Annotated in this window: 21 protein-coding genes and 3 tRNA genes; 3 read left to right on the top strand and 21 right to left on the bottom strand. The window is 65.5% G+C overall.

Annotated elements, in window-relative coordinates:
• Nucleotides 1–16: 16 nt before the first annotated feature.
• The 17 genes from PG2093B_RS04105 to PG2093B_RS04025 all read right to left on the bottom strand — a co-directional run bounded on the left by PG2093B_RS04105 (nt 17) and on the right by PG2093B_RS04025 (nt 15,005).
• On the bottom strand, nt 17–790 hold the full coding sequence (locus tag PG2093B_RS04105; protein ID WP_165369700.1) for a ComEA family DNA-binding protein: 774 nt from the start codon (nt 788–790) through the stop codon (nt 17–19).
• Between the two features lie 108 nt (nt 791–898).
• Nucleotides 899–3,871: a leucine--tRNA ligase gene (gene leuS / locus PG2093B_RS04100; RefSeq protein ID WP_129897407.1), complete on the bottom strand. Its 2,973-nt coding sequence runs from the start codon at nt 3,869–3,871 to the stop codon at nt 899–901.
• 39 nt (nt 3,872–3,910) lie between these two features.
• Nucleotides 3,911–4,759, bottom strand: coding sequence for a transporter substrate-binding domain-containing protein (locus PG2093B_RS04095; protein WP_242502818.1), 849 nt, complete (start codon nt 4,757–4,759; stop codon nt 3,911–3,913).
• Between the two features lie 7 nt (nt 4,760–4,766).
• Nucleotides 4,767–5,717 (bottom strand): magnesium transporter CorA family protein, encoded by a 951-nt coding sequence (locus PG2093B_RS04090; protein ID WP_026647779.1) that lies wholly within the window; start codon nt 5,715–5,717, stop codon nt 4,767–4,769.
• Between the two features lie 137 nt (nt 5,718–5,854).
• Entirely contained in the window at nt 5,855–6,691 is an 837-nt protein-coding gene (locus tag PG2093B_RS04085) for a histidine phosphatase family protein (protein WP_129897405.1), read from the bottom strand.
• 128 nt (nt 6,692–6,819) lie between these two features.
• Nucleotides 6,820–7,224, bottom strand: a complete 405-nt coding sequence (locus PG2093B_RS04080; protein ID WP_129897404.1) for a pyridoxamine 5'-phosphate oxidase family protein — start codon at nt 7,222–7,224, stop codon at nt 6,820–6,822.
• Nucleotides 7,225–7,357: 133 nt separating this feature from the next.
• A tRNA-Ala gene (locus PG2093B_RS04075) sits at nt 7,358–7,430 on the bottom strand.
• Nucleotides 7,431–7,464: 34 nt separating this feature from the next.
• Nucleotides 7,465–7,537, bottom strand: a tRNA-Ala gene (locus PG2093B_RS04070).
• A gap of 124 nt (nt 7,538–7,661) precedes the next feature.
• Nucleotides 7,662–8,561: a hypothetical protein gene (locus PG2093B_RS04065; protein WP_129897403.1), complete on the bottom strand. Its 900-nt coding sequence runs from the start codon at nt 8,559–8,561 to the stop codon at nt 7,662–7,664.
• 16 nt (nt 8,562–8,577) lie between these two features.
• Nucleotides 8,578–9,282, bottom strand: coding sequence for a histidine phosphatase family protein (locus tag PG2093B_RS04060; RefSeq protein ID WP_129897402.1), 705 nt, complete (start codon nt 9,280–9,282; stop codon nt 8,578–8,580).
• A 2-nt stretch (nt 9,283–9,284) separates the two neighbouring features.
• Nucleotides 9,285–9,680, bottom strand: a complete 396-nt coding sequence (gene rsfS, locus PG2093B_RS04055) for a ribosome silencing factor (RefSeq protein WP_022857649.1) — start codon at nt 9,678–9,680, stop codon at nt 9,285–9,287.
• Nucleotides 9,677–11,068, bottom strand: coding sequence for a bifunctional UDP-N-acetylglucosamine diphosphorylase/glucosamine-1-phosphate N-acetyltransferase GlmU (gene glmU / locus PG2093B_RS04050; RefSeq protein WP_129897401.1), 1,392 nt, complete (start codon nt 11,066–11,068; stop codon nt 9,677–9,679). Before glmU ends, rsfS begins: the two co-directional genes overlap by 4 nt.
• Before the next feature lie 75 nt (nt 11,069–11,143).
• Nucleotides 11,144–11,214 (bottom strand) — tRNA-Gln (locus tag PG2093B_RS04045).
• Nucleotides 11,215–11,303: 89 nt separating this feature from the next.
• Nucleotides 11,304–12,362, bottom strand: coding sequence for a ribose-phosphate diphosphokinase (locus PG2093B_RS04040; RefSeq protein ID WP_051591946.1), 1,059 nt, complete (start codon nt 12,360–12,362; stop codon nt 11,304–11,306).
• Nucleotides 12,363–12,413: 51 nt separating this feature from the next.
• On the bottom strand, nt 12,414–13,082 hold the full coding sequence (gene nadD / locus PG2093B_RS04035; protein WP_026643270.1) for a nicotinate-nucleotide adenylyltransferase: 669 nt from the start codon (nt 13,080–13,082) through the stop codon (nt 12,414–12,416).
• 19 nt (nt 13,083–13,101) lie between these two features.
• Nucleotides 13,102–13,692, bottom strand: a complete 591-nt coding sequence (locus PG2093B_RS04030; RefSeq protein WP_022857653.1) for a hypothetical protein — start codon at nt 13,690–13,692, stop codon at nt 13,102–13,104.
• Nucleotides 13,689–15,005 (bottom strand): glutamate-5-semialdehyde dehydrogenase, encoded by a 1,317-nt coding sequence (locus PG2093B_RS04025; protein WP_129897400.1) that lies wholly within the window; start codon nt 15,003–15,005, stop codon nt 13,689–13,691. The genes PG2093B_RS04030 and PG2093B_RS04025 overlap by 4 nt, the downstream gene beginning before the upstream one ends.
• 176 nt (nt 15,006–15,181) lie before the next feature.
• Here PG2093B_RS04025 and thrC point away from each other — a divergent pair, with 176 nt between their 5' ends.
• Nucleotides 15,182–16,669, top strand: coding sequence for a threonine synthase (gene thrC, locus PG2093B_RS04020; protein WP_129897399.1), 1,488 nt, complete (start codon nt 15,182–15,184; stop codon nt 16,667–16,669).
• Between the two features lie 63 nt (nt 16,670–16,732).
• On the opposite strand, the gene PG2093B_RS04015 is transcribed toward thrC, so the two are convergent.
• From PG2093B_RS04015 to PG2093B_RS04005, 3 genes are all read right to left on the bottom strand, one after another.
• Nucleotides 16,733–17,398 (bottom strand): HAD family hydrolase, encoded by a 666-nt coding sequence (locus PG2093B_RS04015; RefSeq protein WP_129897398.1) that lies wholly within the window; start codon nt 17,396–17,398, stop codon nt 16,733–16,735.
• Complete coding sequence (gene recN / locus PG2093B_RS04010; RefSeq protein WP_129897397.1) at nt 17,388–19,145, bottom strand: DNA repair protein RecN; 1,758 nt, start codon at nt 19,143–19,145, stop codon at nt 17,388–17,390. The genes PG2093B_RS04015 and recN overlap by 11 nt, the downstream gene beginning before the upstream one ends.
• 62 nt (nt 19,146–19,207) lie before the next feature.
• Entirely contained in the window at nt 19,208–20,149 is a 942-nt protein-coding gene (locus tag PG2093B_RS04005; RefSeq protein ID WP_129897396.1) for an NAD kinase, read from the bottom strand.
• Nucleotides 20,150–20,320: 171 nt separating this feature from the next.
• On the opposite strand from PG2093B_RS04005, the gene PG2093B_RS04000 reads away from it, so the two are divergent.
• Both PG2093B_RS04000 and PG2093B_RS03995 read left to right on the top strand, forming a co-directional pair.
• A complete protein-coding gene (locus tag PG2093B_RS04000; RefSeq protein ID WP_129897395.1) occupies nt 20,321–21,784 on the top strand; it encodes a TrkH family potassium uptake protein in 1,464 nt (487 codons plus the stop codon).
• A 78-nt stretch (nt 21,785–21,862) separates the two neighbouring features.
• Nucleotides 21,863–22,513: a potassium channel family protein gene (locus PG2093B_RS03995; protein ID WP_129897394.1), complete on the top strand. Its 651-nt coding sequence runs from the start codon at nt 21,863–21,865 to the stop codon at nt 22,511–22,513.
• Between the two features lie 11 nt (nt 22,514–22,524).
• Here PG2093B_RS03995 and PG2093B_RS03990 read toward each other — a convergent pair whose 3' ends face one another.
• Entirely contained in the window at nt 22,525–23,265 is a 741-nt protein-coding gene (locus PG2093B_RS03990) for a TlyA family RNA methyltransferase (protein WP_129897393.1), read from the bottom strand.
• Nucleotides 23,266–23,279: the final 14 nt, after the last annotated feature.

Below are 23,279 nucleotides of genomic sequence, written 5' to 3'. Positions count from 1 at the left end.
CCATGGTGCGCGCATCTTACCGCACCCCCACGTAGGGCCGGATCTTCTCGAGGGTTTTCGCGCCGATGCCCTGTACGTTGAGCAATTCGTCGACGCTCGTGAACCGGCCTGCACTGGCGCGGTATGCGATGATGTTGGCGGCGGTGACCGGGCCGATGCCTTTGACGCTTTCGAGCTGCGCCTGGCTGGCGGTGTTGAGGTCGACCGGTGTGAACGTGGATTCGATAGTGGCGGGTTCGGACGCGGTGGGTTGGGACGAGGCGTCCGGCATGGTTCCCGCGGGTTCGGACGCGGCTGGGGAGGATTGCGGCGCCTGGGCGGCAGGTGCGCCCGTTGCCGCGCTGACCGCCGGGGTGCCGTTCTGCTCGTGGGCGAGGCTCATCGACTGCTGGATAAGCAGCGTCAATGAAGTGGCGAGGGCGATGACGAGCACGCCGATGATGATGAGCGCATGCACTGGTTCGACACTCACCCGCGGCCGGTCACGTTCCGCTTCCTGTTCGGCCGCCTCTTGGGGGCGCACGGCCGTCAATGCGCGCAATGTGCACGCGGTGGCCGTCTGCTGGGTGTCCTCATGAGACGGTGGCGTGCCGGGCAGGGGGCTGGCCTGCGGTGGCATGGCGCCGCCTTCCCCGTGCGGCTGACCATGCGGCTGTGCACAGCCGCTCGGCCGGGGAGGCAAGGGCACGTCCATCCACGATGGCCGTTCGCGCTCGCGGGTGTCGAAGCGCGTGGAAGCCAACCGGCCGCCGCGGGACGGTTTCGATGATGCGATATGACGGATGCCCATGGATCCACTGTGCGTGGTTCCATGGGCACCTGTCCAATACGACGGGCCGGTGTGGTCGGACGATCCTTCCATCCACACCGGCCCGGAGCGAACATTCGCCGCAGGCGATCACTGCCCTGGCACGATCGACACGATCTTGGGGGCCTTCACGATCACCTTGCGCGGCGGCACACCGCCCAGACGCGGGGCAACCGCTTCCAATGCCATGCGTTCGAGCTCATCGGGGTCGATGTCCGGGCTTACCTCGAGCTTGGCGCGCACCTTGCCCTTGATCTGCACCACGGCGGTCACGCTGTCTTGGCCCACGTAGCGCTCATCGGCCTGCGGCCACGGATGGTGCGCGAGGGACGTGTCATGGCCAAGCCGGCTCCACAGTTCCTCCGCGATGTGCGGGGCGATCGGGGCGAGCATGAGCACAAGCGGCTCCACGGCGGCGCGGGGCGCACGCTCCATGCCGGTCAGGTGGTTGTTGAGCACGATGAGCTTGGCGATGGCCGTATTGGGGCGCATCCCCTCCATCTCAGCCGTCACGTCGGCGATCGTGTTGTTGAGCAGCTTGAGGGTCTTCTCATCCAACGCCTCGTCGCTCACCACGGTCTGGCCGGTGTGCTCGTCGACCACATTGCGCCACAGGCGCTGCAGGAACCGCATGCCGCCCACCACGTTGCGCGTGTTCCACGGGCGTGACTCGTCGAGCGGGCCCATGCTCATCTCATAGAGGCGGAACGTGTCGGCGCCATAATGGTCGTACATGTAATCCGGCGTCACGATGTTCTTCAGGCTCTTGCCCATCTTGCCGAACTCACGGTTGACCCGCTGGCCATGCCATGTGAACGTCGGTTCGCCGGACGCGTCCGGCTCCCCTTCCTCGACCTCGTCGGCCGGCACATATTGGCCGCGGTCGTCGGTGTACGCATACGCCTGGATCATGCCCTGGTTGAACAGCTTGTGGAACGGCTCGAACGAATCCACATACCCGAGGTCGAACAGCACCTTGTGCCAGAAGCGCGAATACAGCAGGTGCAGCACGGCATGCTCCACGCCGCCGATATACAGGTCCACACCGCCGGCCTCACCGGCCGTGGCATTGTGCTTGGGGCCCATCCAGTAATCGTATTCGTCGCGTTCCACCATGTGCCGCTCGTCATGCGGGTCGAGATAGCGCATGTAATACCAGCACGAACCGGCCCAGTTCGGCATCGTGTTCGTGTCACGGTGGTAGGTCTTCGGACCGTCGCCCAGGTCAAGCGTCACATCCACCCATTCCGCGTTGCGACTCAACGGCGCCTCCGGGTTCGACTGCGCATCGTCGGGGTCGAAGGTCTTGGGGCTGTAATCGGGCACGTCGGGCAGGTTGATCGGCAGCATGCTGTCAGGCACCAGATGCGGCACACCCTCATCGTCATACACTACCGGGAACGGTTCGCCCCAGTAGCGTTGGCGGCTGAACAGCCAGTCACGCAGACGGTAGCTCGTGGTGCCGTGGCCCACCTGAGCCTCTTCAAGCCACGCGGTGACCGCACGCACCGCGTCGTCCACACGCATGCCATCGATGCTCAACGCGTCGCCACGCTTCCATGTGGCGTCCACCGACGAGTTGATCACCACGCCGTCATGCGAGACGAACGGCGCCTTGCCCTCATAGTCGGCCAGTGTCTCGCCGCTGTCCGGCAGCGGCTGCACGGTGTAGATGACCGGCAGGCCGAACTTGACGGCGAAATCATAATCACGCTGGTCGCCGCCCGGCACCGCCATGATCGCGCCGGTGCCGTAATCCATCAGCACATAGTCCGCGGTGAACACCGGCAGCTGCACGCCCGTGATCGGATTGGTGGCATACAGGCCGGTGAACAGGCCCGTCTTCTCACCGGCGTCGTCCACACGGTCCTTCGCCGTCTTGGCGGCCGCGGCCGCACGGTAGTCGGCGACGGCCTCGCGCGGCGAACCATAGCCACCCGTCCATGCTTCAGGTGTGCCATCGGGCCACTGCTCCGGCACATCGGCGAGCAGCGGGTGTTCCGGGGACACGACGCAGAACGTCGTGCCGAACAGCGTGTCGGGGCGCGTCGTGTAGATCTCCATCGTGCGCTCGCCCTGCGGCGTGGCCACCGTGAAGTCCACCGACGCGCCGTGCGATTCGCCGATCCAGTTGCGCTGCATGAGCTTGACCTTCTCCGGCCAGTCGATTGCGTCGAGGTCTTCGATCAGACGATGGCCGTATGCGGTGATGCGCATCGACCATTGCCGCAGCTCGCGCTGGAACACCGGGAAATTGCCACGTTCGGAACGGCCTTCGGCCGTGACCTCCTCGTTGGCGAGCACCGTGCCCAGACCGGGGCACCAGTTGACCGGCGACTTGGAGATGTAGGCGAGGCGGTACTCGTTGAGCACGTCCGAACGCTCGGCCTCACTGAGCGCGTCCCACGCCTGACCCTCATGGCCGTCGATCGGGCGTTCGCCCGAACGGAACTGCTCCACGAGTTCGCCGATCGGCCGGGCGCACCCCATCGAACCGCTCGGATTGCGTTTATCCGTGTCGTACCACGAGTCGAAGATGCGCGAGAAGATCCACTGCGTCCAGCGCACATACCCCGGTTCGATCGTGGCGAACGAACGGCGGTCATCGAAGCTCAGGCCCATGCGGCGCAACTGGCGGCGCATGTTGGCGATGTTCTGTTCGGTCGTGACGCGCGGATGCTGGCCGGTCTGCACGGCGAACTGCTCGGCAGGCAGGCCGAACGCGTCATAGCCCATCGCATGCAGCACGTTCTCACCCTTCATGCGGTGGTAGCGGCTCACCACATCGGTGGCCAGATAGCCGAGCGGATGCCCCACGTGCAAGCCTTTGCCCGACGGGTACGGGAACATGTCCATCGCGAAGAACGACGTGCGTCCGTCCGCATGGCGGCCCTCGCCGTCGGTGAGGCTGCCGCTGACATTCGCGGCCCAGAACGTGCCCTGGCCCTCCCAGGTGTCCTGCCATTTCTCTTCGATCTGCTGCGCCATGGCGGCGTTATAGCGGAACTGTGCGGTTTCCGGCTCATTGACTGGGCTGTGCGCGCCCGACTGGTTGTCACTCATAGGCAACGATTATCACCATGTAACTGGACACGGCGTGCGTCATTGCTTGGCTTCGACGAGCCGGGGAGGGTTGGAGCCCGTGTCCACGCGGTACCCCACGCTCGATTGCAGGCCGTCGGCCGCCTGCCGCCACGAGCCGTCCGCGACCATCTGGCGCAATGCCGCGTCGATCTGCGCGACCAGCTTTGGTTGGCCCGAGCGCACGCCCACGCCGAACCGCGCGCTGCCGTACGAGTCGCCGAGCACATCGAGGTAAGCGCTGCCGCCTTGGTCGCGCAATCCGTACAGGATCGGTTCGGGGCCGGCCACCGCGTCGGATTGGCCTGCGAGCAACGATGAGACGCACTGCTGGTAGGTGTCGCGTTCCTCGACGCTGACCGAGCCCACCTGCGCGCGCAATGCCTGTCCGGAATCGCTGCCCTGCACGATGCATGCGGTGCGCCCCGCGAGGTCGCCGGTGCCGGCGACCTCGCGCTCGCTGTCATCGTGGTAGCGCACCAGCAGGCCTTGTGACGTGTTGAGGTACGGGCCGGCATAGTCGATCTGCGTGCCGTCGGCTTCCTGGCCGCCGTATGAGCCCACGACGAGGTCCACAGTGCCGTCGGCGAGCCGTTGCGCGCGCTCGTCGAGCGGCACGTTGCGGAACACGATCTGCTTGTTGGCATAGCCGAGCACCTTGGCCACATACTGCGCCACCTGCACGCTGAAGCCCGAATAGGCACCGTTGTGGTACCAGCTCATGCCCGGTTCGTCGAGGGCCACACCGATCGACAGCACAGGGCCGTCGGCCTGACCGGGCACGCTCACCTCGATGGATGTGCCGCAGCCCGCCACGCCGGCGAGCGCCAGCGTGCACAGGGCCGCGCCGATAGTGTGTCGTGTGCTCATCATGGCCTCACTTGAATAGTCGAGAACGGGTCAGGAACCACAGTACGGCCAGCGACAGCGCGATGGCCAACACGATGATGACGAGGAACCCCCATCGTGAATCGGTGAATGGCATGCCGAGCATCCCCTGTTGGAAGTTCATGCCATACATCGAGAAGATGAGTGTGGGGATGGACAGCGTGATCGAGATGATCGTGAAGATACGCATCACGTTGCTCAGGTTGTTCGACACGACCGACGAGAACGCGTCGGTCATGTTCGCGAGGACGCCACTGTAGATGTTGGCCATTTCGATGGCCTGCTTGTTTTCGGTGATGACGTCGTCGAGCAGGTCCTCGTCCTCGGGGTATTGCTTGATGCGCGACAGCGTGGTGAGTTTCTCCATCACGATTTCGTTGGACTTGAGCGATGTGTTGAAATAGACGAGCGTCTTGCTCAGTTCGAGCAGCATGAGGATCTCGCGGTTCTGCATCGAATGGCGCAGGCGCAGTTCGAGCTTGTCGGTCTCGCCGTCGATGATGCGCAGGTAGCGCAGGTACATGGTGGCGTTGCGGTAGAGGATCTGCAGGATGAACCGCGAGCGCATGAACGTGTTGAATCCGCGGATGGTGCCCTCCATGAAGGGGTGGAGCACGGGGGTGTCCTGCATGCAGACGGTGATGATGAGTGTCTTGGTGACGATGATCGACAATGGGATCGTCTCGTACCAGTTGCGGCCGGCGCGCTCACCCACGGTGGGGATGTCGACGATGATCATCGTGTAGTCGTCTTCAACGTCGACGCGCGAGCGTTCCTCGTCGTCGAGCGGGGCACGCAGGTCGGCGAGGTCGACGCCGGTCTCCTGTGAGACGGTCGTGAGTTCCACGTCAGTGGGGTCGGACAGTGCGAGCCACGATCCGCTTTCGGGTTTGTCGATCTGTTCGATCTGGCCGTTTACCGTGCTGAACATGCGTAACATGGGATTTCACCTGCCTCTCGGTCGACGCCGTGCGGCGCATGACGGGCGTGTGCGTCACGGACGGCGGCATGGTGCCGGTTCGCGCGCGAAAAACCTCACCCAGCTTAGTCGCAACGGTGCGACAGGGGGCGCCCGTGTTACGCTTTGGCGCCTTTGACCGGCTTCCATACCCCCATGTCGGGGTTGCGCAATGCCGCGGGTCCGTTTTCCCAGTCGCCGACTGCGGCGATGGCGGGGCCTTGGTTGAATTCGGTGAGCACCCAATGCGTGCCTGTCGCGTCGGCGCTGACGCCCATCGTGGACCAGAACGCGTTGCGGATGCCGTCGAGTGTGTTGAGGTTGTCCATGTCCATGTCGAGCAGCGTGCCGATGGTGGCGGCGATCCATGAGCCGTGGGAGACGACGAACAGGGTTGTGGGCGTGGGGTCCTGGGCATGGGTGCGCACGTAGTCGGCGATCGTCGTGGCGCCGCGCGCCCCGAGGTCGGTGCGGCTTTCGACGCCGTAGTCAAGTTCGCCGCCGGTGTGTGCGGTCCACGAACGGAACCCTTCGGGGAAGCGTTCGCGGATCTCTTCGCGGGTCATGCCTTCCCACTGGCCGAAGCTGCGCTCGCGCAGGCGTGCGTCGAGGTGCACGTCGAGGCCCAGGATGTCGGCGAACGCGTGCGCCGTCTGCTGGGCGCGGAACAGGTCGGAGCTGACCACACGCATCGTACGCCCCGAAGCGGGAGCTTTGCGGTATTCGTCCACATCCATGCGGCGCACGGATGGGTCGGCGCTGTGCGGCAACAAGTCGGGGTGGGTGGCGATGTTGCTCACCTTGGCCCAGTAGAAGCGTTGCGCCAGGCTGTAGGCGCTCTGGTCCACCTGCCATTGGCCGACGATATCGAGCGGGATGTCGATCTGCCCTTGCAATCGCCGTTGGAGGTTGAATCCAGTGCGCCCATGGCGCAGGAAGATGACTTCGTCGATCATGGGTTGTGCAGCTCCTTGTTGCTGTGGTTACCGTGCATGGAAGTGGTGGCTCCGCGCCACCATGACATAGGCATGGGCCGGCCGGTCGAAGGCGACCGGCCGGCCCATGCGCCAACCTGCCGGTGTGGTCAGTCCTTGGCGATCGTGGTGCCGGCATGGGCGCCGGCGGACAGGTCCTCGATCTGGTCGATCTCCATGACCGGCACGCAGGCGGGCTTCTTCGTGCCGCGCTGTTCGGCGAGCTTGACCTGCTCGTCGTAGATTGCGTCGTCGGTGTGCAGCACGACCTCGCCGCGGAAGCGGTAGCCCTTCTTCTGCTCGAAATTGACGAAGGCCACGACGAGCGGGCTGCCGTTTTCGAGATTGCGGTAGGTCTGGCCGCCGGTGCGTTCGTGATAGGCCAGATGGTTGTCGTCGAGCGCAAACATCGACATCTTGGGGCCGAGGTCCGGCACGCCATCGGCGCTGACAGTGGCGACGAACGCCAGGTTGTCGTTGATGAACTTCTTCATGTCTTCGGTAAGTGTTGCCATGGGAATCCTTTCACAGGGGTGTAGTGCCCACTGTACGCGAACGGCGCCACCGCCGGCACTGTTTACGCTCTCAAGGACATAGTGCCACATCTATGCAAAAAGGCCTCCGCAATCATGCGAAGGCCTCAAGTCGTGGAGCTAAGGGGATTCGAACCCCTGACCCTCTCCATGCCATGGAGATGCGCTACCAGCTGCGCCATAGCCCCGAATGGGACGACCGGTGTGCCACCAGCCGCTTTGTGGAGCTAAGGGGATTCGAACCCCTGACCCTCTCCATGCCATGGAGATGCGCTACCAGCTGCGCCATAGCCCCATTCGACTTGCTCAATCGAACCTGAGACAGGTTACATCATTTGCTCCCAGGACGCAAAAGACGGCGTGTCGCACTGTGTCGACACGCCGTCCACATCCGGTTCCAGGCATGGAGCCCCAATGGTTCACTGCCCTGTTTGGCTGCCATCCTTGTGTTGGGTGGTGCCGGAATCCGCGTTGTCACCGCCTTGGGTGCCGTCAGCGGCACCGGAGTCGCCACTGTGCCCCGTATCGGATTCATTGTCGCCCCCGGAGTCCGCGCCATTGCCCGTATCCGTATCGCTGCCGCCAGTGCCCGCCCCACCGTTCGGGTCATCGGCGCCGGCGCTCTGCCCGTTGCCGGATGTGGCATCGGGTTGCTCGGTGGTGGCCTGCGGTGTGGGCGTGGGAGTCGTGGGCGATTGCGACGAGGGTTGTGTCGGCGTGCCGGTCGGGCTGGGCGTAATCACCGGTTCCTTGTGCCGCGTGTCGTCGGTCGTCTCAGTGGGGTGCACGATGTCGCGCACCACGGAATCGGTGCCCTGCCCGTCGGTCAGCGCCAGGATGATGCCCGCGGTGGCGCCAACGGCCACCAGTGCGGAGACGACCGCCACGATGATGGCCACGCGTTTGTCGCGCGCGTTCATCGGCGGCCGGGTGCCTGAGTCATGCGCCGCCGAACCGTGCGACGAGGAGACCGTGCGCCCGATGCGCTCGCCCTCACCGTCGTCCTGCACCACGGGGATCCGCTGGGTGCTGTCGGTCGGCTCCCCCGCATCATCCGTGCCGTCCACCACATCGCCGGCCTGCGGGTCCGCGGGGGCGAGCCCGAGCTGGTTCTGCGCGGCATCCTGCAGTTTCTTGCTCGACGCGTCGATGACGTTCTTATAGATCTGCGAGGCGGCCGTGGAGACGATCGACGCCACGGCGACACCGATGACCGAACCGGCGATGCCGATCTTCGACGACAGCAGAAACGACGTGATCGCCGCGAGCGCGCCCGCGAACAGTTGGGAGAAGGACAGTCCTTTGAAAAAGTTCTTCACTGCGCGTCGCCCCGATTCACTCGTCCCGGCCCCGGGCCTCGCCGGGGTCGTCCCATGCAGGGGTGTCGGCGAGCGCCGGGCCATGGTTGTAGTCGACGAGGATCCACCGGTCGTCCTCGTCGATGCGCGCGTCGACGAGGCGCGCCCAGTGCGCGTTGCGCATTGAGGTGATCGACACGAAGTCGGGGAAGCGCTCGCCGATGCCGTACATCTCCTGGATCGTGTTCTCGATCAGCGCGCCATGCGAAAAGACGAACAAGTCGGTGTCGGACCCCGCGCGGTGCGACCAGTCACGCAGCGCGTCCCAGCCGCGTGCGCCGGCGTGGGCGTGGGATTCGGCCCGGTGGCGCATTTCGCCACCCAGGCCGCGCATCCACAGGTCGAAGTCGTCAGGAAACGCGGCGTGCAGTTCGTCCATCGACATGCCTTCCCAGTCACCGAAGTGCCGTTCACGCAGGCGTCCGTCGACGTGCACGTCGAGTCCGAGCGGGTCGGCGAACGCGTGCGCGCTCTGCTGTGCGCGCGTAAGGTCGGAGGCGACGACGAGCTGGCGTGCGGCGGGTTCGGACGTGACGTACAGGTCGCGCAACGCCCGACCGGTCTGCTCCACCTGCCATTGGCCAGTCGCGTCGAGGGGGATGTCGACCCATCCTTGGATGCGGCCGGCCTTGTTGTATGCGGTGCGCCCGTGCCGCACGAGTGTGATCGAACGGACCTGCATGCTCAGCGCTCCGTGGACTGCGGTTCCTCGGGATGTTCGAGGGGCAGCTCGATCTGCGGGCAGTCGCGCCACAGGCGTTCCAGATGGTAGAAGTCACGCGCCTCGTCATGCATGATGTGCACGATGAAGTCACCGTAGTCGAGCAGGATCCACTGGGCCTCCTGCACACCTTCGCGCGAGCGCGGCTGGCGTTTGCCGTCGTTGAGGAACAGGTCCTTTTCGACCTCTTCGGCGATGGCGAGCACCTGACGTTCGTTCGGCGCTGACGCGATGAGCATGCCGTCGCAGATGCCGAGCGCGTCACTGACGTCATAGGCCACGATGTCATGCGCCTTCATGCGGTCGGCGGCCGCGGCCGCGATGCGGATCGATGCGATGGACGATTCCAATGCTGTCATGCTGTTTCACGCTCCCAAGCTGGTTTCCAATGCTCCACATTGTGTTGTGTGTTCTCTGAATACACCATGGTGTCGTCTGGCACCTCATGGCGGATGACCGATCCGGCGCCGCTCGTGACGTGGTCGCCCACGGTGACGGGGGCCACAAAGAGGTTGCCCGCGCCGATGTGCACGTCGGAGCCGATCGTGGTGTGGTGTTTGTGCACGCCGTCGTAGTTGGCGGTGATCGTGCCGCCGCCGATGTTGGTGTGTTCGCCGAGGTCAGCGTCGCCCACATAGCTCAGATGCGGCACCTTGGTGCCACGGCCGATGTGCGCCTTCTTCATCTCGACGAATGCGCCGGCTTTGGCTTCCTCACCAATCTCGTTGCCCGGCCGCAGATAGGTCCACGGGCCGATCATGGCGGCGCGGCCGATGTGCGTGCCTTGCACGCGCGAGCGCTCCACATGCGCCTGCACGTCCACGGTGGCATCGATGAGCGTCGTGTACGGACCTATCTGTGCTTCGGCGCCGATCGACGTGTTCCCCTGCAGGAAGCAGCCGGGCAGGATCACCGCGTCCGCTTCGATGCGTACATCGTCCTCGATCCATGTGGTCTGCGGGTCGAGGATCGTTACCCCTTCGCGCATCCAATGCTCGCAGACGCGCGTGTTGTGCGCCTTGGCGAGCGCGGCGAGCTGCACGCGATCGTTCACGCCTTCGACGCTCAACGGGTCGGGGGCGGCGAACGCGCCGACCTTGCCGAATGCCTTCGCCTCCTTCAACGCGTCGGTCAGATAGAACTCGCCCTGCGCGTTGTTCGCGTCCAAGTGCGCGATCGCCCGGGTCAGCACCTGCGCGTCGAACACATAGACCGACGTGTTCACCTCGTGCACGGCCAGTTCGCTCTTGTTGGCGTCCTTCTGCTCCACGATCTTGAGCACGTCGCCGTTGGGGCCGCGGATGATGCGCCCGTACCCGGTCGGGTCGTCGAGTTCGGTCGTGAGCACGGTCGCGCCGTCACCGCTCGCCACATGGTAGTCGAGCAATGCGCTGAGTGTGGCGGTGTCGAGCAACGGCATGTCGGACGCCGCGATGAGCACCGGCCCCTCCAGCGGGCCGTCGTGCTGCAACTGGTCCATCGCGCATTGCACGGCGCGGCCGGTGCCGGGAATCTCATCCTGCTGCACGATGCGCACGCACGGATCATAGTCCCGCGCGGCCTGCGCCACGCGTTCGGCCTGGTAGCGCACGACCACGGCGAGGGTGGCCGGGTCGAGCGCGGCGACCGACGCCATGACGCGTGCGAGGAACGTCTTGCCGGCAAAGGGGTGCAGCACCTTGGGCGTGGCCGAACGCATGCGCGTGCCTTCGCCCGCAGCCAGCACAATCGCGGCGGTGACTGTCATGGAATCCTCCAAACATGATAGAAAAAGCGCCCGCTCCCACGGTGGAAGAACCGTGGAATGCGGGCGCTAGGCTCGCTCCCCCACCTGGACTCGAACCAAGACAAAGGGTTCCAAAGACCCGTGTGCTGCCATTACACCATGGGGGAACGGCGGGGCGAACCCGCCAAGTGTTTATTATGCCATACGCCCGGACTTTCCCGCGACACGGCAAGGCCGGGCGCGAGCCTGCACGGCGTCAGGCGAACAGGAACCCCTTGCCATGGTGTTCGGGGTAGGTGTCGAACAGTTCGGCGACGGACCCGTCTTCGAACACGGCCTTGATGGCGCTCGCCAGCAACGGCGCGATCGACAGCACGGTCAGGCCGTCCCAGCGCTTCTCTTCGGGAATCGGCACGGTGTCGGTCAGCACCACTTCGCGGGCGCCGCAGTTCTTGAGGCGTTCGACGGCGGGGCCTGAGAGCACGCCGTGCGTGGCGACGACGGTCACCGACTTGGCGCCGGACTCCTGCAGCACCTTGCAGGCGCCGGCGATCGTGCCGGCGGTGTCGATCAGGTCGTCGACGAGCACGCAGTCCTTGCCCTTGACGTCGCCGACGACGCGGTTGGCCACGGCCTGGTTGGGACGGGTGATGTCGCGTGTCTTGTGCACGAACGCGAGCGGGCCGCCGCCGAGGCGCTGCGCCCACTGCTCGGCCACGCGGATGCGGCCGGCGTCCGGGGAGACGACCGTGACGTTGTCCAGATTGTTCGCGAAGCGATCGCGGATGTAGTCGACGAGCACCGGCATGGCGATGAGATGGTCGACGGGGCCGTCGAAAAAGCCCTGGGATTGTGCGGCATGCAGGTCGACGCTCATGATGCGGTCGGCGCCTGCCGTCTTGAGCAGGTCGAACACCAGGCGGCACGAGATGGGCTCACGGCCGCGGTGCTTCTTGTCCTGGCGCGAATAGCCCAGCAGTGGGCTCACCGCGGTGATGGAACGCGCGGACGCGCGCTTGAGCGCGTCGATCATGATGAGCTGTTCCATGATCGCGTCGTTGACGGGGTCGCTGTGGCTTTGCAGGACGAACACGTCCGCGCCACGCACGGATTCGGTGTACCGCACATACATCTCGCCATTGGCAAAATCGTACGCCGTGGTCTCCAGGACATCGATGCCGAGCTGCTGCGCCACATCCGTGGCGAGCTTGGGATGGGCCCTGCCGGTAACGAGAATGAGGTTCTTATCAGGTTTGCCTTCGAGGATTGCGCTCACCGTATCTCCAAACGTCAGTTCGTTGTGGACGTGTCCCATAGTAATGGCGCCAGCTGACCGGCGCGGGCGCTTACGCGCGTCGAAAACCCACTACGAGGCGTGGTAGAGGCCATGCTTGCCGATGTATTGCACCACGCCGTCGGGCACGAGGTACCACACCGGTTCGCCATGGGTGGCGCGCCGGCGCACATCGGTGCTCGAAATGGCCAACGCGGGGATTTCGAGCATGTCGACCTTGCCTTCAGGCAGGGGGCTCGACGCCGCATAGCCAGGACGCGTGACCGCCACGAAATGCGCGATGTCGAACATCTGTTCGACATCCTTCCATTGCATGATCTCGGCCACGGCGTCGGCGCCGGTGATGAAGAACAGGTCCGCGTCCGGGTACAGCGCCCTCAGGTCACGCAACGTGTCGATCGTGTACGTGACGCCGGGACGGTCGATATCGACACGCGACACGGTGAATTTCGGGTTCGACGCGGTGGCGATGACCGTCATCAGGTACCGGTCCTCGGCGTTCGTCACATGTTTGTCGAGCTTGAACACCGGCCGGCCCGTCGGCACGAAGATGACCTCGTCGAGGTCATAGACCCACGCCACTTCCGACGCGGCCACAAGATGGCCGTTGTGGATCGGATCGAACGTGCCGCCCATGATGCCGATGCGTGAACGCTCATGCCAATTGCCGCGGGCGGAACGCTTGCCTGGCGCCGAAATGATGTGCGCGGTAGCAGTCTGTGCCGCCGACAGTTCCGCCATACGCCGCGGCTGGCCCTGCTCACTCACCGGAGGCCCCGGATTCGTCGCCGAGCGCGTCGAATTCTCCCTGCAGCGAGCGAATCGTGTCGGCGTCCGATTCGCCTTCGGAGTCGATGCGCCCCATGTCCTCGTCCCATTCGTCCTGCACGACGCGGCGGATCTCCGCGAAGGTCGGCAGCAGGAACTTCGGCTGGAACGTGCGCCGCACGTGCGCCACGCGTTCCGTGATACGGATGAGGGTGTCGGTCATGCCATCGATGTCGGCGTGCTGTTCCATCGTGCGGAAGCGGTCGATGTACTCCTCCATGAGGGTGACTTGGCCGAGCGCCTCCTGATATTGCTCGTCGGTGACGGCGATGAGGTCCGGCGCATCCTCCTCGGGCCAGCCGATCAGCACCGCGTCCGCGTATTCGAGCGACGCGCGCTGGGTGGCGGTGGCGATGCCGTCCTCGATCTGCACAAGGAACACGTAGCGCACGAGGCTGAGCCGTTCGGAGACGATCTTGAGCACGCTCGTGCGCTGCGCCAGGTCGACGCCCCACGGGTTGGGGAGCACATGGTCGTTGACACGCACGACGGGCGACGGACCCGACTGCCCTGCGCCGCTCATGCGCGCACCTGCCCGGTGCCGTAGCCGATCCACTTGGTCGTGGTCATCTCCTGCAGCCCCATGGGCCCGCGCGCGTGCATCTTCTGCGTCGAGATGCCCAGTTCGGCGCCGAAGCCGAACACGCCGCCGTCGGTGAAGCGGGTCGAGGCGTTGACCATGACGACGGCGGAGTCGATGTCTTTCGTGAAGCGTTCGACCGCGCCGTAGTCCTCGGCGAGGATCGACTCGGTGTGGTGGGTCGAATACGTGTTGATGTGTGCGATCGCGTCGTCGATCGAGTCGACGACGCGCACGCCGATCTCGAGGGCGAGGTATTCGGTGCCCCAATCGGACGCGTCGGCCTCGAGCAGTTCGATGTCGCGGATGTTCGCCTCACCGATGATGCGGTACGAGACCTCGTCGGCGTGGATCGCCACATGCGCGTTGGCGAGCGCCTGCGCCGCCATCGGCAGGAACGCCTCGGCCACGTCGCGGTGCACGATGAGCTTTTCGGCCGCGTTGCACACGCCGACACGCTGCGTCTTGGCGTTGAGCAGGATCGGGATGGCCTTGGTCAGGTCGGCGGAACGGTCCACGTAGATGTGCACGTTGCCGGCACCGGTCTCGATGACGGGCACCTTGGAGTTGCGCACCACGGCCTGGATGAGGCGCGCGCTGCCGCGGGGCACGAGCAGGTCGACATGCCCTCGCGCCTCCATGAGCGCGGTGGCGCCTTCGCGCCCGTACGGGTCCACGGTGTCGACGAGGGCCGCGTCGAAATGCAGCTCGGCGAGCACGTCCTTGACGATCGCGAGCGTGGCCGCGTTGGTGCGCTCGGCCGCGTGGCCGCCGCGCAGCAGGGCCGCGTTGCCGGATTTGATGCACAACGACACCACGTCCACGGTGACATTGGGACGCGCCTCGTAGATCATGCCGATCACACCCATCGGCACGCGCACCTGCTGCAGGCGCAGACCGTTGGGGGCCTCGAAGCCGCGCACGACCTGTCCCACCGGGTCAGGCAGCGTGGCCACATGGCGCATGTCCTGGGCCGAGGCCGCGATGCGCGGCACGTTGAATTTGAGCCGGTCGAGCTTGCCCGCGTCCATGCCTTCGTCGAAGGCCTGGCTCATGTCGAGCGCGTTCGCCGCGGCGATCTCGTCGGCACGCGCGTCGAGCGCATCGGCGATCGCCGCGAGCAGGCCGTTCTTCACGTCGGTCGTGGATTTCGCCAGGGCGCGTTGCGCCTCGGCGGCGCGGTCAGCCATCGCGCACACCGCGTCGAACACGCCGCCGGACACCTGATTCGTCTCTTCCATCGCTGTAGTCGTCATATCTGCGAGGATAGTGGATGAGCCATACAGTCGCATATGGCGTCGCAGAACGTGGAACGCTTGCCGGGCGCGTCCCACAGCACGGACGTGCAGGCCCGCGCTGCCCACTGATGCGGCTAGACTGGGCTGCGCAAGCAATCCGGCACACTTCTAGTTCGGTAAGGACCATTCGCAAAGTGACTACTTTCCACAGCACGCGCAGCAGCACCGACGCGCTCACCTCCAAGCAGGCCATCCGCAAGGGCATCGCCGACGACGGCGGCCTTTTTGTGACCGATCAACTCGGCGAGACCACGGTCGACATCTCCGCGCTCGCCGGCAAGTCGTACCAGCAGATCGCGTTCGACGTGCTCAGCGTGCTGCTGCCCGACTTCGGCGAGGACGAGTTGAGGCAGTGCATCGCCGAGGCGTACGGCAGCCAGTGGTCCGATGCGCGCATCACCCCGGTCAAGCCGCTCGGCGACGACTATGTGATGGAACTGTTCAACGGCCCCACATGCGCGTTCAAGGATGTGGCGCTGCAGATCCTGCCGCGCTTCATGGCCCGCACCACGCCGGCCGACGGCGACGTGGACGAGAAGATCATGATCGTGACCGCCACTTCGGGCGACACGGGCAAGGCCGCGCTGGCCGGGTTTGCCGACGCCGCGGGCACCGGCATCACCGTGTTCTACCCGCAGGGCCGGGTGAGCCGCGTGCAGGAGCTGCAGATGACCACGCAGACCGGCTCCAATGTGCATGTGTGCGCCGTCAACGGCAATTTCGACGATGCGCAGTCCACGGTCAAGGAGATCTTCGGCGACCAGGAGCTCGCCGAACGCCTCGCCGCGGACGACCATGTGGCGCTCTCGTCGGCGAACTCGATCAACGTGGGCCGCTTGGTGCCGCAGGTCGTCTACTATTTCTCGGCGTACGCGCAGCTGCTCGAACAGCAGGTGATCAATGTGGGCGACGAGGTCGACTTCGTGGTGCCGACCGGCAATTTCGGCGATGTGCTCGCCGGCTACTACGCGAAGATGCTTGGCCTGCCGGTGCGCCAACTCGTCGTGGCCTCCGACAAGAACAACGTGCTGTTCGACTTCCTGACGACCGGCACCTACAACCGCAACCGCCCGTTCTACGAGACGATCTCGCCGTCGATGGACATCCTCATCTCCTCGAACCTCGAACGCATGCTGTATTACATGGCGGAGAAGGATCCGCGCCTGATCACCTACCTGATGAACGACCTGGCGCAGTACGGCGCCTATGAGGTGCCGCCGCAGCTGCTCGCGCAGATCCGCCGACTGTTCGCCACCGGCTGGGCCGACGAGGACCAGGTGCGCCAGATGATCGCCGAATGCTGGCGCGACAACCATTATGTGATCGACCCGCACACCGCATGCGGCTATTTCGTGATGCGGCAGATGCCGGCCGACCCGGGCACGCCGCGTGTGCTGCTGAGCACCGCGAGCCCCTACAAGTTCCCGCGCGTGGTCAACGAGGCGCTGGGGCTCAAGGCCGACGGCACCGATTTCGAATGCATGGACGAGCTCGCGGCCGCCACCGGCACCGAGGTGCCCGCCATGCTGCGCGGCCTGGAAAGCGCCGACGTGCGGTTCCGTGACTGCGTGGAGGTCAGCGACATGGCCCACTACGTGGAGCAGTGCGCCGACCGTCTGTAACATAACGCGCACCAGCATGTGTTGGCCCCCATCGCCATATGGCGATGGGGGCCAACACATTGTTCAGGCGAGCGGACGTGGCGCCTGCGCGAAGTCGTTGAGGACGCCTTGCGCAATGGATTGGATCGCCGGCCAGGATTGTGCGGACGACTCGTCGTAGACACCCCACACATGCATGCCGGCCCCGGCCGCCGATTGCACGCCCGCAAGCAGGTCCTCGAATACGGTGGCCGCATGGGCCGGCACACCGACACGCGCGGCGGCCTCCAGATAGATGTCGGGGTGCTCCTTGCCGCGCCCCACATCGTCGACGCCGACGATGGCGTCGAACAGGTCGAGCATGCCGGCGTGCCCAAGCGCCGGCGCGCGCAGTCCGGCGGGCATCGTCGTGGCCACCGCAAGTCTGGCGCCGGTGTCTTTGAGGTAGCGCAGATAGTCGAGCGCATGCGCCTTGGGCTGCACGACGCTCGTATACGCGTCATGCGCCATGCGGTCCCATTCGGCCATCAGTCCGTCCTCGGTGTCGTCCAAGCTGAACCGGTCGATCGTATAGCGCGCGATCTCACGGAACTGCATCGCCGTGACGGTCTCCATGTAGTCGTCGGGCACGGTGATGCCGCGTTTCGCCAGGAACGCGGCATCGATCTGGTCCCAGACGCCCATCGAATCGAGCAAGGTGCCGTCCAGGTCGAAGATCGCGGCCTTGCCGAGGTTTTCGTCAGTCGTCATGTGCCCTGCCTCCTGCTACCGCATCGGTGTTGTCGTTGTCCAAGCGCGAGGCATCGAGCAGCTCACGCGCATGGTCGAGCGATGTGCGCGTCGTGTCGCCGGCGAGCATGCGCGCGATCTCCTCGACGCGTGCGCTCCCCTGCACTTCGCGCACGCTCGTGCCTGTGCGCCCCTCGCCATCGGTGCCCTTGCTCACCACATACTGGCGTTGGGCCCACGAGGCCACCTGCGGCAGATGCGTGACGACGATGACCTGCGCGTGCCGGGCGAGGCGCGCCAAGCGCCGCCCGAGTTCCACCGCGGTGCGCCCGCCCACGCCGGCGTCGACCTCGTCGAAGATGAACGTCATCGGCGCGCCCTGCTCCCCCGACGCGCCATGGCCCGCCGCGGACAGTTCGAGCGCGAGCATGAGCCGGCTCAGTTCGCCGCCCGACGCGCTTGCGCCCATCGGCATCGGCTCGGCGCCCGGGAACGGTGTGAACAGGAACACGATGTCGTCGATGCCGTGCGCGTCGAGCGCGCCGTCGCCACTGCGCGGCTGCACGCGGATCGAGAGCACCGCGCCATCCATCGCCAGCTGCCCGAGTTCGCCCGCGACCGCTTGGCACAATGCGTCTGCGGCTGTGCGCCGCGCCTTGGTGAGCCGTTTCGCCGCATGCAGCGCCGCCTCGGCGAGCGCGTCGCGTTCGGCGCGCAATTGGGCGAGCCGTTCGGGTGAATCGTCGAGGTCCTCGAGTTCGAACCGCGACCGTTCGCGCCAGGCGAGCACGTCGGCGAGCGTCGGCCCCCACCGGCGTGTCAGTTCGTCGAGCTCGTGGATGCGCCCGTTGAGCGCGTCGAGTTCTTCGGGGCCGCCTTCGCTGTCGAGCTGCCGCGTGAGTGTGAACACCACGTCGGCGAGTTCGGTGCCCACGGCGTCCAGGCGGTCGGCGCACTGGCGCAGACCGTCGTCGAATCCGAGCGCTCGCAGGGCGTCGGCGGCGCGCTGCACGAGGTCGCACGCGCCCGGCAGTTCCATGCCTTCGCCGTTCTGGGCCGCGTCGAGTGCGCCAAGCGCCTGGGCGACGCCGGCATTGACGCGCGCCGCGTTTTCGATGCGGGTGCGGCGCGCCTTGAGCTCGTCGAGTTCGCCGGCCTGCGGGTCGATGCGGTCTATGCGCGCAATCGATTCGCGCAGGTAGTCCGCCTGCTGGCGCATCGACGCCTCCTGCGATTCGATGCGGTGCAGATGGTCCTCCGCCTCACGGTAGGCGGCGTAGGCGCGCGCGTAAGCATGGAGCAGGTCACCGTCGGCGGCGAACCGGTCCAGGAACGCGCGCTGCCGGGCCGCGGTGGCGAACCGCAGCTGGTCGGCCTGCCCATGGACGGTGATGAGTTCGGCACACACAGCGCCCAACAGTGAGCGCGGCACCGTTTTGCCGCAGATGACGGCACGTGAACGGCCATGCGCCGGCACCGTGCGTGCAAGGAACACCTCGTTGTCGACGATGCTGATGCCGGCGTCGTCGAGCAGTGGCACGGCCGGCGAATCGGCGGGCAGCGTGAAGATCGCCTGCGCCCATGCGGCCGTCGTGCCGGTAGCGACGCGCGTGGGGTCGGCCGGGGCGCCGCAGACCATGTTGAGCGCGGATAGGAGCATGGATTTGCCGGCGCCGGTCTCACCGGTGATCGCCGTCATGCCGGCGTGGGGGTTGATGGTTGCGGTGTGGATGGGCCCTAGGTCTCGTAGTTCGAGTTCTTCAAGCAAAGTGGGGTCACCGGTTCCTTGTGTGGGTGTCGGGTGTGCAGGATGTGCGGCAGTGTGCGGCGTCAGGCATCGTAGTCCGGGTCGTCGGCGTCGCCCTGGCCGCGCAACGACGTGTTGGCCTCGGGGGCGTGGCGGTCGCGCCACCCGACGACCGGCAGGTTGAATTTCGTGACGAGCCGGTTGGTGAACGGCGCGTCCGACAAGCGTGCCAAACGCAGGCGCGCGGCCGATTGGCGGATCGAGACGCGCGTGCCTTTGGGCAGCGCGCGCTGGCGACGGCCATCGCAGCAGATCCACCCTTCGGATGTGGAATCATCGTCGATGCGCAGCGAGAACGAGGAGTCGGAGCCGATGACGATCGGGCGGGCGAACAGCGCATGCGCGGCGAGCGGCACCATGAGCAGGGCCTGCACGTCGGGCCAGATCACCGGGCCGCCGGCGGAGAACGCGTAGGCGGTCGAACCGGTGGGTGTCGAGAAGATGATGCCGTCACAGCCGAACGAGCTCATCTCCACACCGTCCACGCCGATCGACAGCTCGACCATCTTGCCGCGGTCGGCGCGTTCGATCGTGATGTCGTTGAGCGCCCAGTCGCGCAACGGTTCGGGCGCGCCGGGCAGCCAGACATCCACATGCGCGATCATGCGTTCGTCGATGTTGTAGTCGCGTCCGACGATGCGCCGGATCGCATCGTGGATCTGGAAGCTTTCGAATTCGGCCAAAAAACCCACATGACCCATGTTGATGCCGATGATCGGCACGCCCGTGCAGTGCACAAGCTCGGCGGCGCGCAGGATCGTGCCGTCGCCTCCCAGAACGACGACGATCTCGGTGTCTTCGGGCACCCGTTCGCACGGATGGCCGAATTCGGGCACGTCGAGCCGGTCGATGACCTGCACGTCGAACCCGGCCTCCTGCAATTGCCCGACCGCGCCCTGCACCACAACCCCCCGGTGCATGAGACGCTCGTGTGTGACGACAATGGCATGCCGCGTCTTGGTCATGGCCGCTCCGTTTCTCGCGTGGGTGTACGCCACCATGGTAGTCGACGCCTCGTATCGGCCATCCCATGCCAATCGCCCAGCGATGCGCGAACAGGCGCCGTGAAGTCGCTCGTGGCTCTACAATGGCTACGTAGGAACACATCGTGTACACGGCATTGACGGGGAGGCAGCATGGCGAATCTCCTGTTCGACGAATCTGCGTCGAACAGCGACGCTTCACAAGGCTATGCCTGGTGGTTCTCGGGCGACACGTTCGAGAAAGCCGCCGCCGAGGAACGCAGACCGATCCGGCGCTCATTGACCTACCGGATCAACTCACACCCCGGCCGGCTGACGATCATCTACTTCGTCGTGCTGGTGTGCCTGTCCACGTCGCTGCTGCTCTTGCCCATCTCCACACAGGAGGGCCAGTCCACGTCGTTCTCCACTGCGTTCTTCACCGCGGTCAGCGCGCTGTCGACATGTGGCATCTCCATCGTGAACACCACGAGCCACTGGTCCATGTTCGGCCAGGCTGTGCTGATCATCTCCGTGCAGATGGGCGGCTTGGGCGTCATGACCTTCGCCTCGCTCATCGCGCTCGCCGTCAACCACCATCTCAAGGCCATGCAACGCCTGCTGACCGCCTCCGAGCTCGGCACCGACAAGCTCAGCGAGATCAAAGGCGTTCTGACGGTCGTGCTCACCACCACATTCGTCATCGAGATCATCACGTTCATCGCACTGTTCCCCGGCCTGCTCCATGTGAACAAGGGATCGGTGGGGCACACCCTGTGGGAATCGTTGTTCTTCGCCGTCATGGCGTACAACAACGCGGGGTTCACCCCCGACGGCGCGGGGCTGTATGTGAACAACTGGGCCGTGGGCATGCCGATCATGCTCTCCGCGTTCTGCGGTACGCTCGGCTTCCCCGTCATCCTCAACATCTTCCGCTGTACACGCCGCCATCAGCCGCCCAAACGCTGGAACCTGCACACCAAGGTCACCCTCATCACCACGTTCGCGATCGTGCTGCTGTCGCTCATCTGGTTCCTGGCCGTGGAATGGGACAATCCAGCGCTGTTCAAACACGCCGATGTGGAGACGCGCATGCGCCGCGCCATGGTGGCCGCGGTGATGCCCCGCAGCAGCGGCTTCGACCTCTCGTGGGTGCCGCAGGTGAGCGAGGCGACGAAGGTGTTCATGAGCTTCGTCATGTTCATCGGCGGCGGCAGCACCTCCACGGCCGGCGGCATCCGCGTCACGACCTTCGCCGTGATCCTGCTGGTGTGCAAGGCCGCGTTCACCGGGCACAACGACGTGAACGCGTTCCACCGGCGTATCCACACGCATGTGATCATGACGGCCGTCAGCATCACCACCGCATGCTTCGCACTCGTGCTCGTGGCCTCGATGTCGCTCATGCTCATCACCGACGCCTCGTTCAGCCATGCGCTGTTCGACGCATGCTCGGCATTCGGCCTGGGAGGCTATTCGGTGGGTGTGGCACAGGAAGGCAGCGATGCGGCGCTCTACGTGCTCGCCGTGACGATGGTCGTAGGCCGGCTGGGCCCGATGACGCTCGCCTACGCGGTGAGCCGGCCCAAACAGCTTGACGTGGTGCGCTACCCCACCGACCAGATCGTGGTGGGCTGACAAGCGGCCACACACCACACACCAATACCAACCGATCGTTCTTCATCATCATCCACCCACAACTTGCAGGAGGTAACCATGGCGGACAACCGCAGTGTACTCGTGGTGGGACTCGGCCGTTTTGGCAGCGCGGTGGCCACCACGCTCGACGCGATGGGCCAGGACGTGCTGGCCGTGGACCGCGACCCCGAGCTCGTGAACCGCTGGTCATCGCAGATCCCCACTGTGCAGGCCGACATGACCGACGTGCTGGCGCTCGAACAGCTCAACGCCGCGGACTTCGACACCGCGGTCGTGGCGATCGGCGACAGCGTCGAGGCGTCTGTGATCACCGCGGGCAACCTGCTCGACGCCGGCATCTCCGACATCTGGGCCAAATCGGTGTCGAAGGAGCACGCGCGCATCCTGCAGCGCATCGGCGCACGCCACATCATCAACGCCGAAACCGACGCGGGGAAGCGTGTGGGGCATCTTGTATCGGGCAACTACCTCGACTACATCGAGCTCGAAGGCGCGTACAACGTCGTCAAGATCCACACGCCCGCGCAGTTCGTGGGCTATACGATCGGCGACGCGAAGATCCACGACCGCTACGGTGTGACGATCGTCGGCGTCAAATCCCCCGGCCATGAGTTCCAGTACGCGTCGAACAATCTGGAACTGCACCGCAACGACGAACTGATCATCATGGGCAAGCAGGACCAGATCGACCACTTCATCCGCGGCTGACGCAGACGGTTTCAGGAGCGGGCACGCGCGTACATGAGGTATTCGACGTTGCCGTGTGTGCCTTCGATCGGCGAGACGGCGGTCGCCACAACATCCAGCCCGCATTCGCGCGCGCAGTGCACCACACCGCCCAACGCGCGTGTGCGCAGCTGCGGGTCGGTGACGATGCCGTGTTTGCCGAGCCCCTGCCTGCCGACTTCGAACTGCGGTTTGACCAGCATGACCACCGCCGCGCCTGGTGCGGTGATGCGCGCGACGACCGGCAGCACATACGTCAGTGAGATGAACGAGACGTCCGACACGACCATCTGCGGCGCGAACGGCAGGTCCTCCGGTTCGACGTCGCGGATATTGACGCCGCTCATCTCCGTGATGCGCGGGTCGGCGGCGATGCGCGCATCGAGCTGCCCATGGCCCACGTCGAGCGCGATGACGCGCCGGGCGCCGCCGCGCAGCAGCACGTCGCAGAACCCGCCGGTGGACGCGCCGATGTCGAGGCAATCGAGGCCCTCGGGCGGCTGTAGACCGTGGGATGCGAACGCACTGAACGCGCCGAGCAGTTTGTAGGCTCCACGGGAGACGTAATCGTCGGCGCCGCGTACATCGACATGCGCTCCGCCGGGCACAGGTGCCGACGGCTTGCGCACGCACACGCCGTCAACGAACACGGAGCCGTCTCGGATGAGGCGTTGCGCCTTGGCGCGCGACGGCGCCAGCGCACACCGTGCCATGTATGCGTCAAGCCGTTCCATCCCCGCCATGCCCG

This window comes from Bifidobacterium pseudolongum subsp. globosum (assembly GCF_004155535.1).
Taxonomy (GTDB): domain Bacteria; phylum Actinomycetota; class Actinomycetes; order Actinomycetales; family Bifidobacteriaceae; genus Bifidobacterium; species Bifidobacterium pseudolongum_C.
The sequence above is the reverse complement of the archived record's forward strand: the minus strand, read 5'-3'. Positions and strand labels throughout refer to the sequence as shown.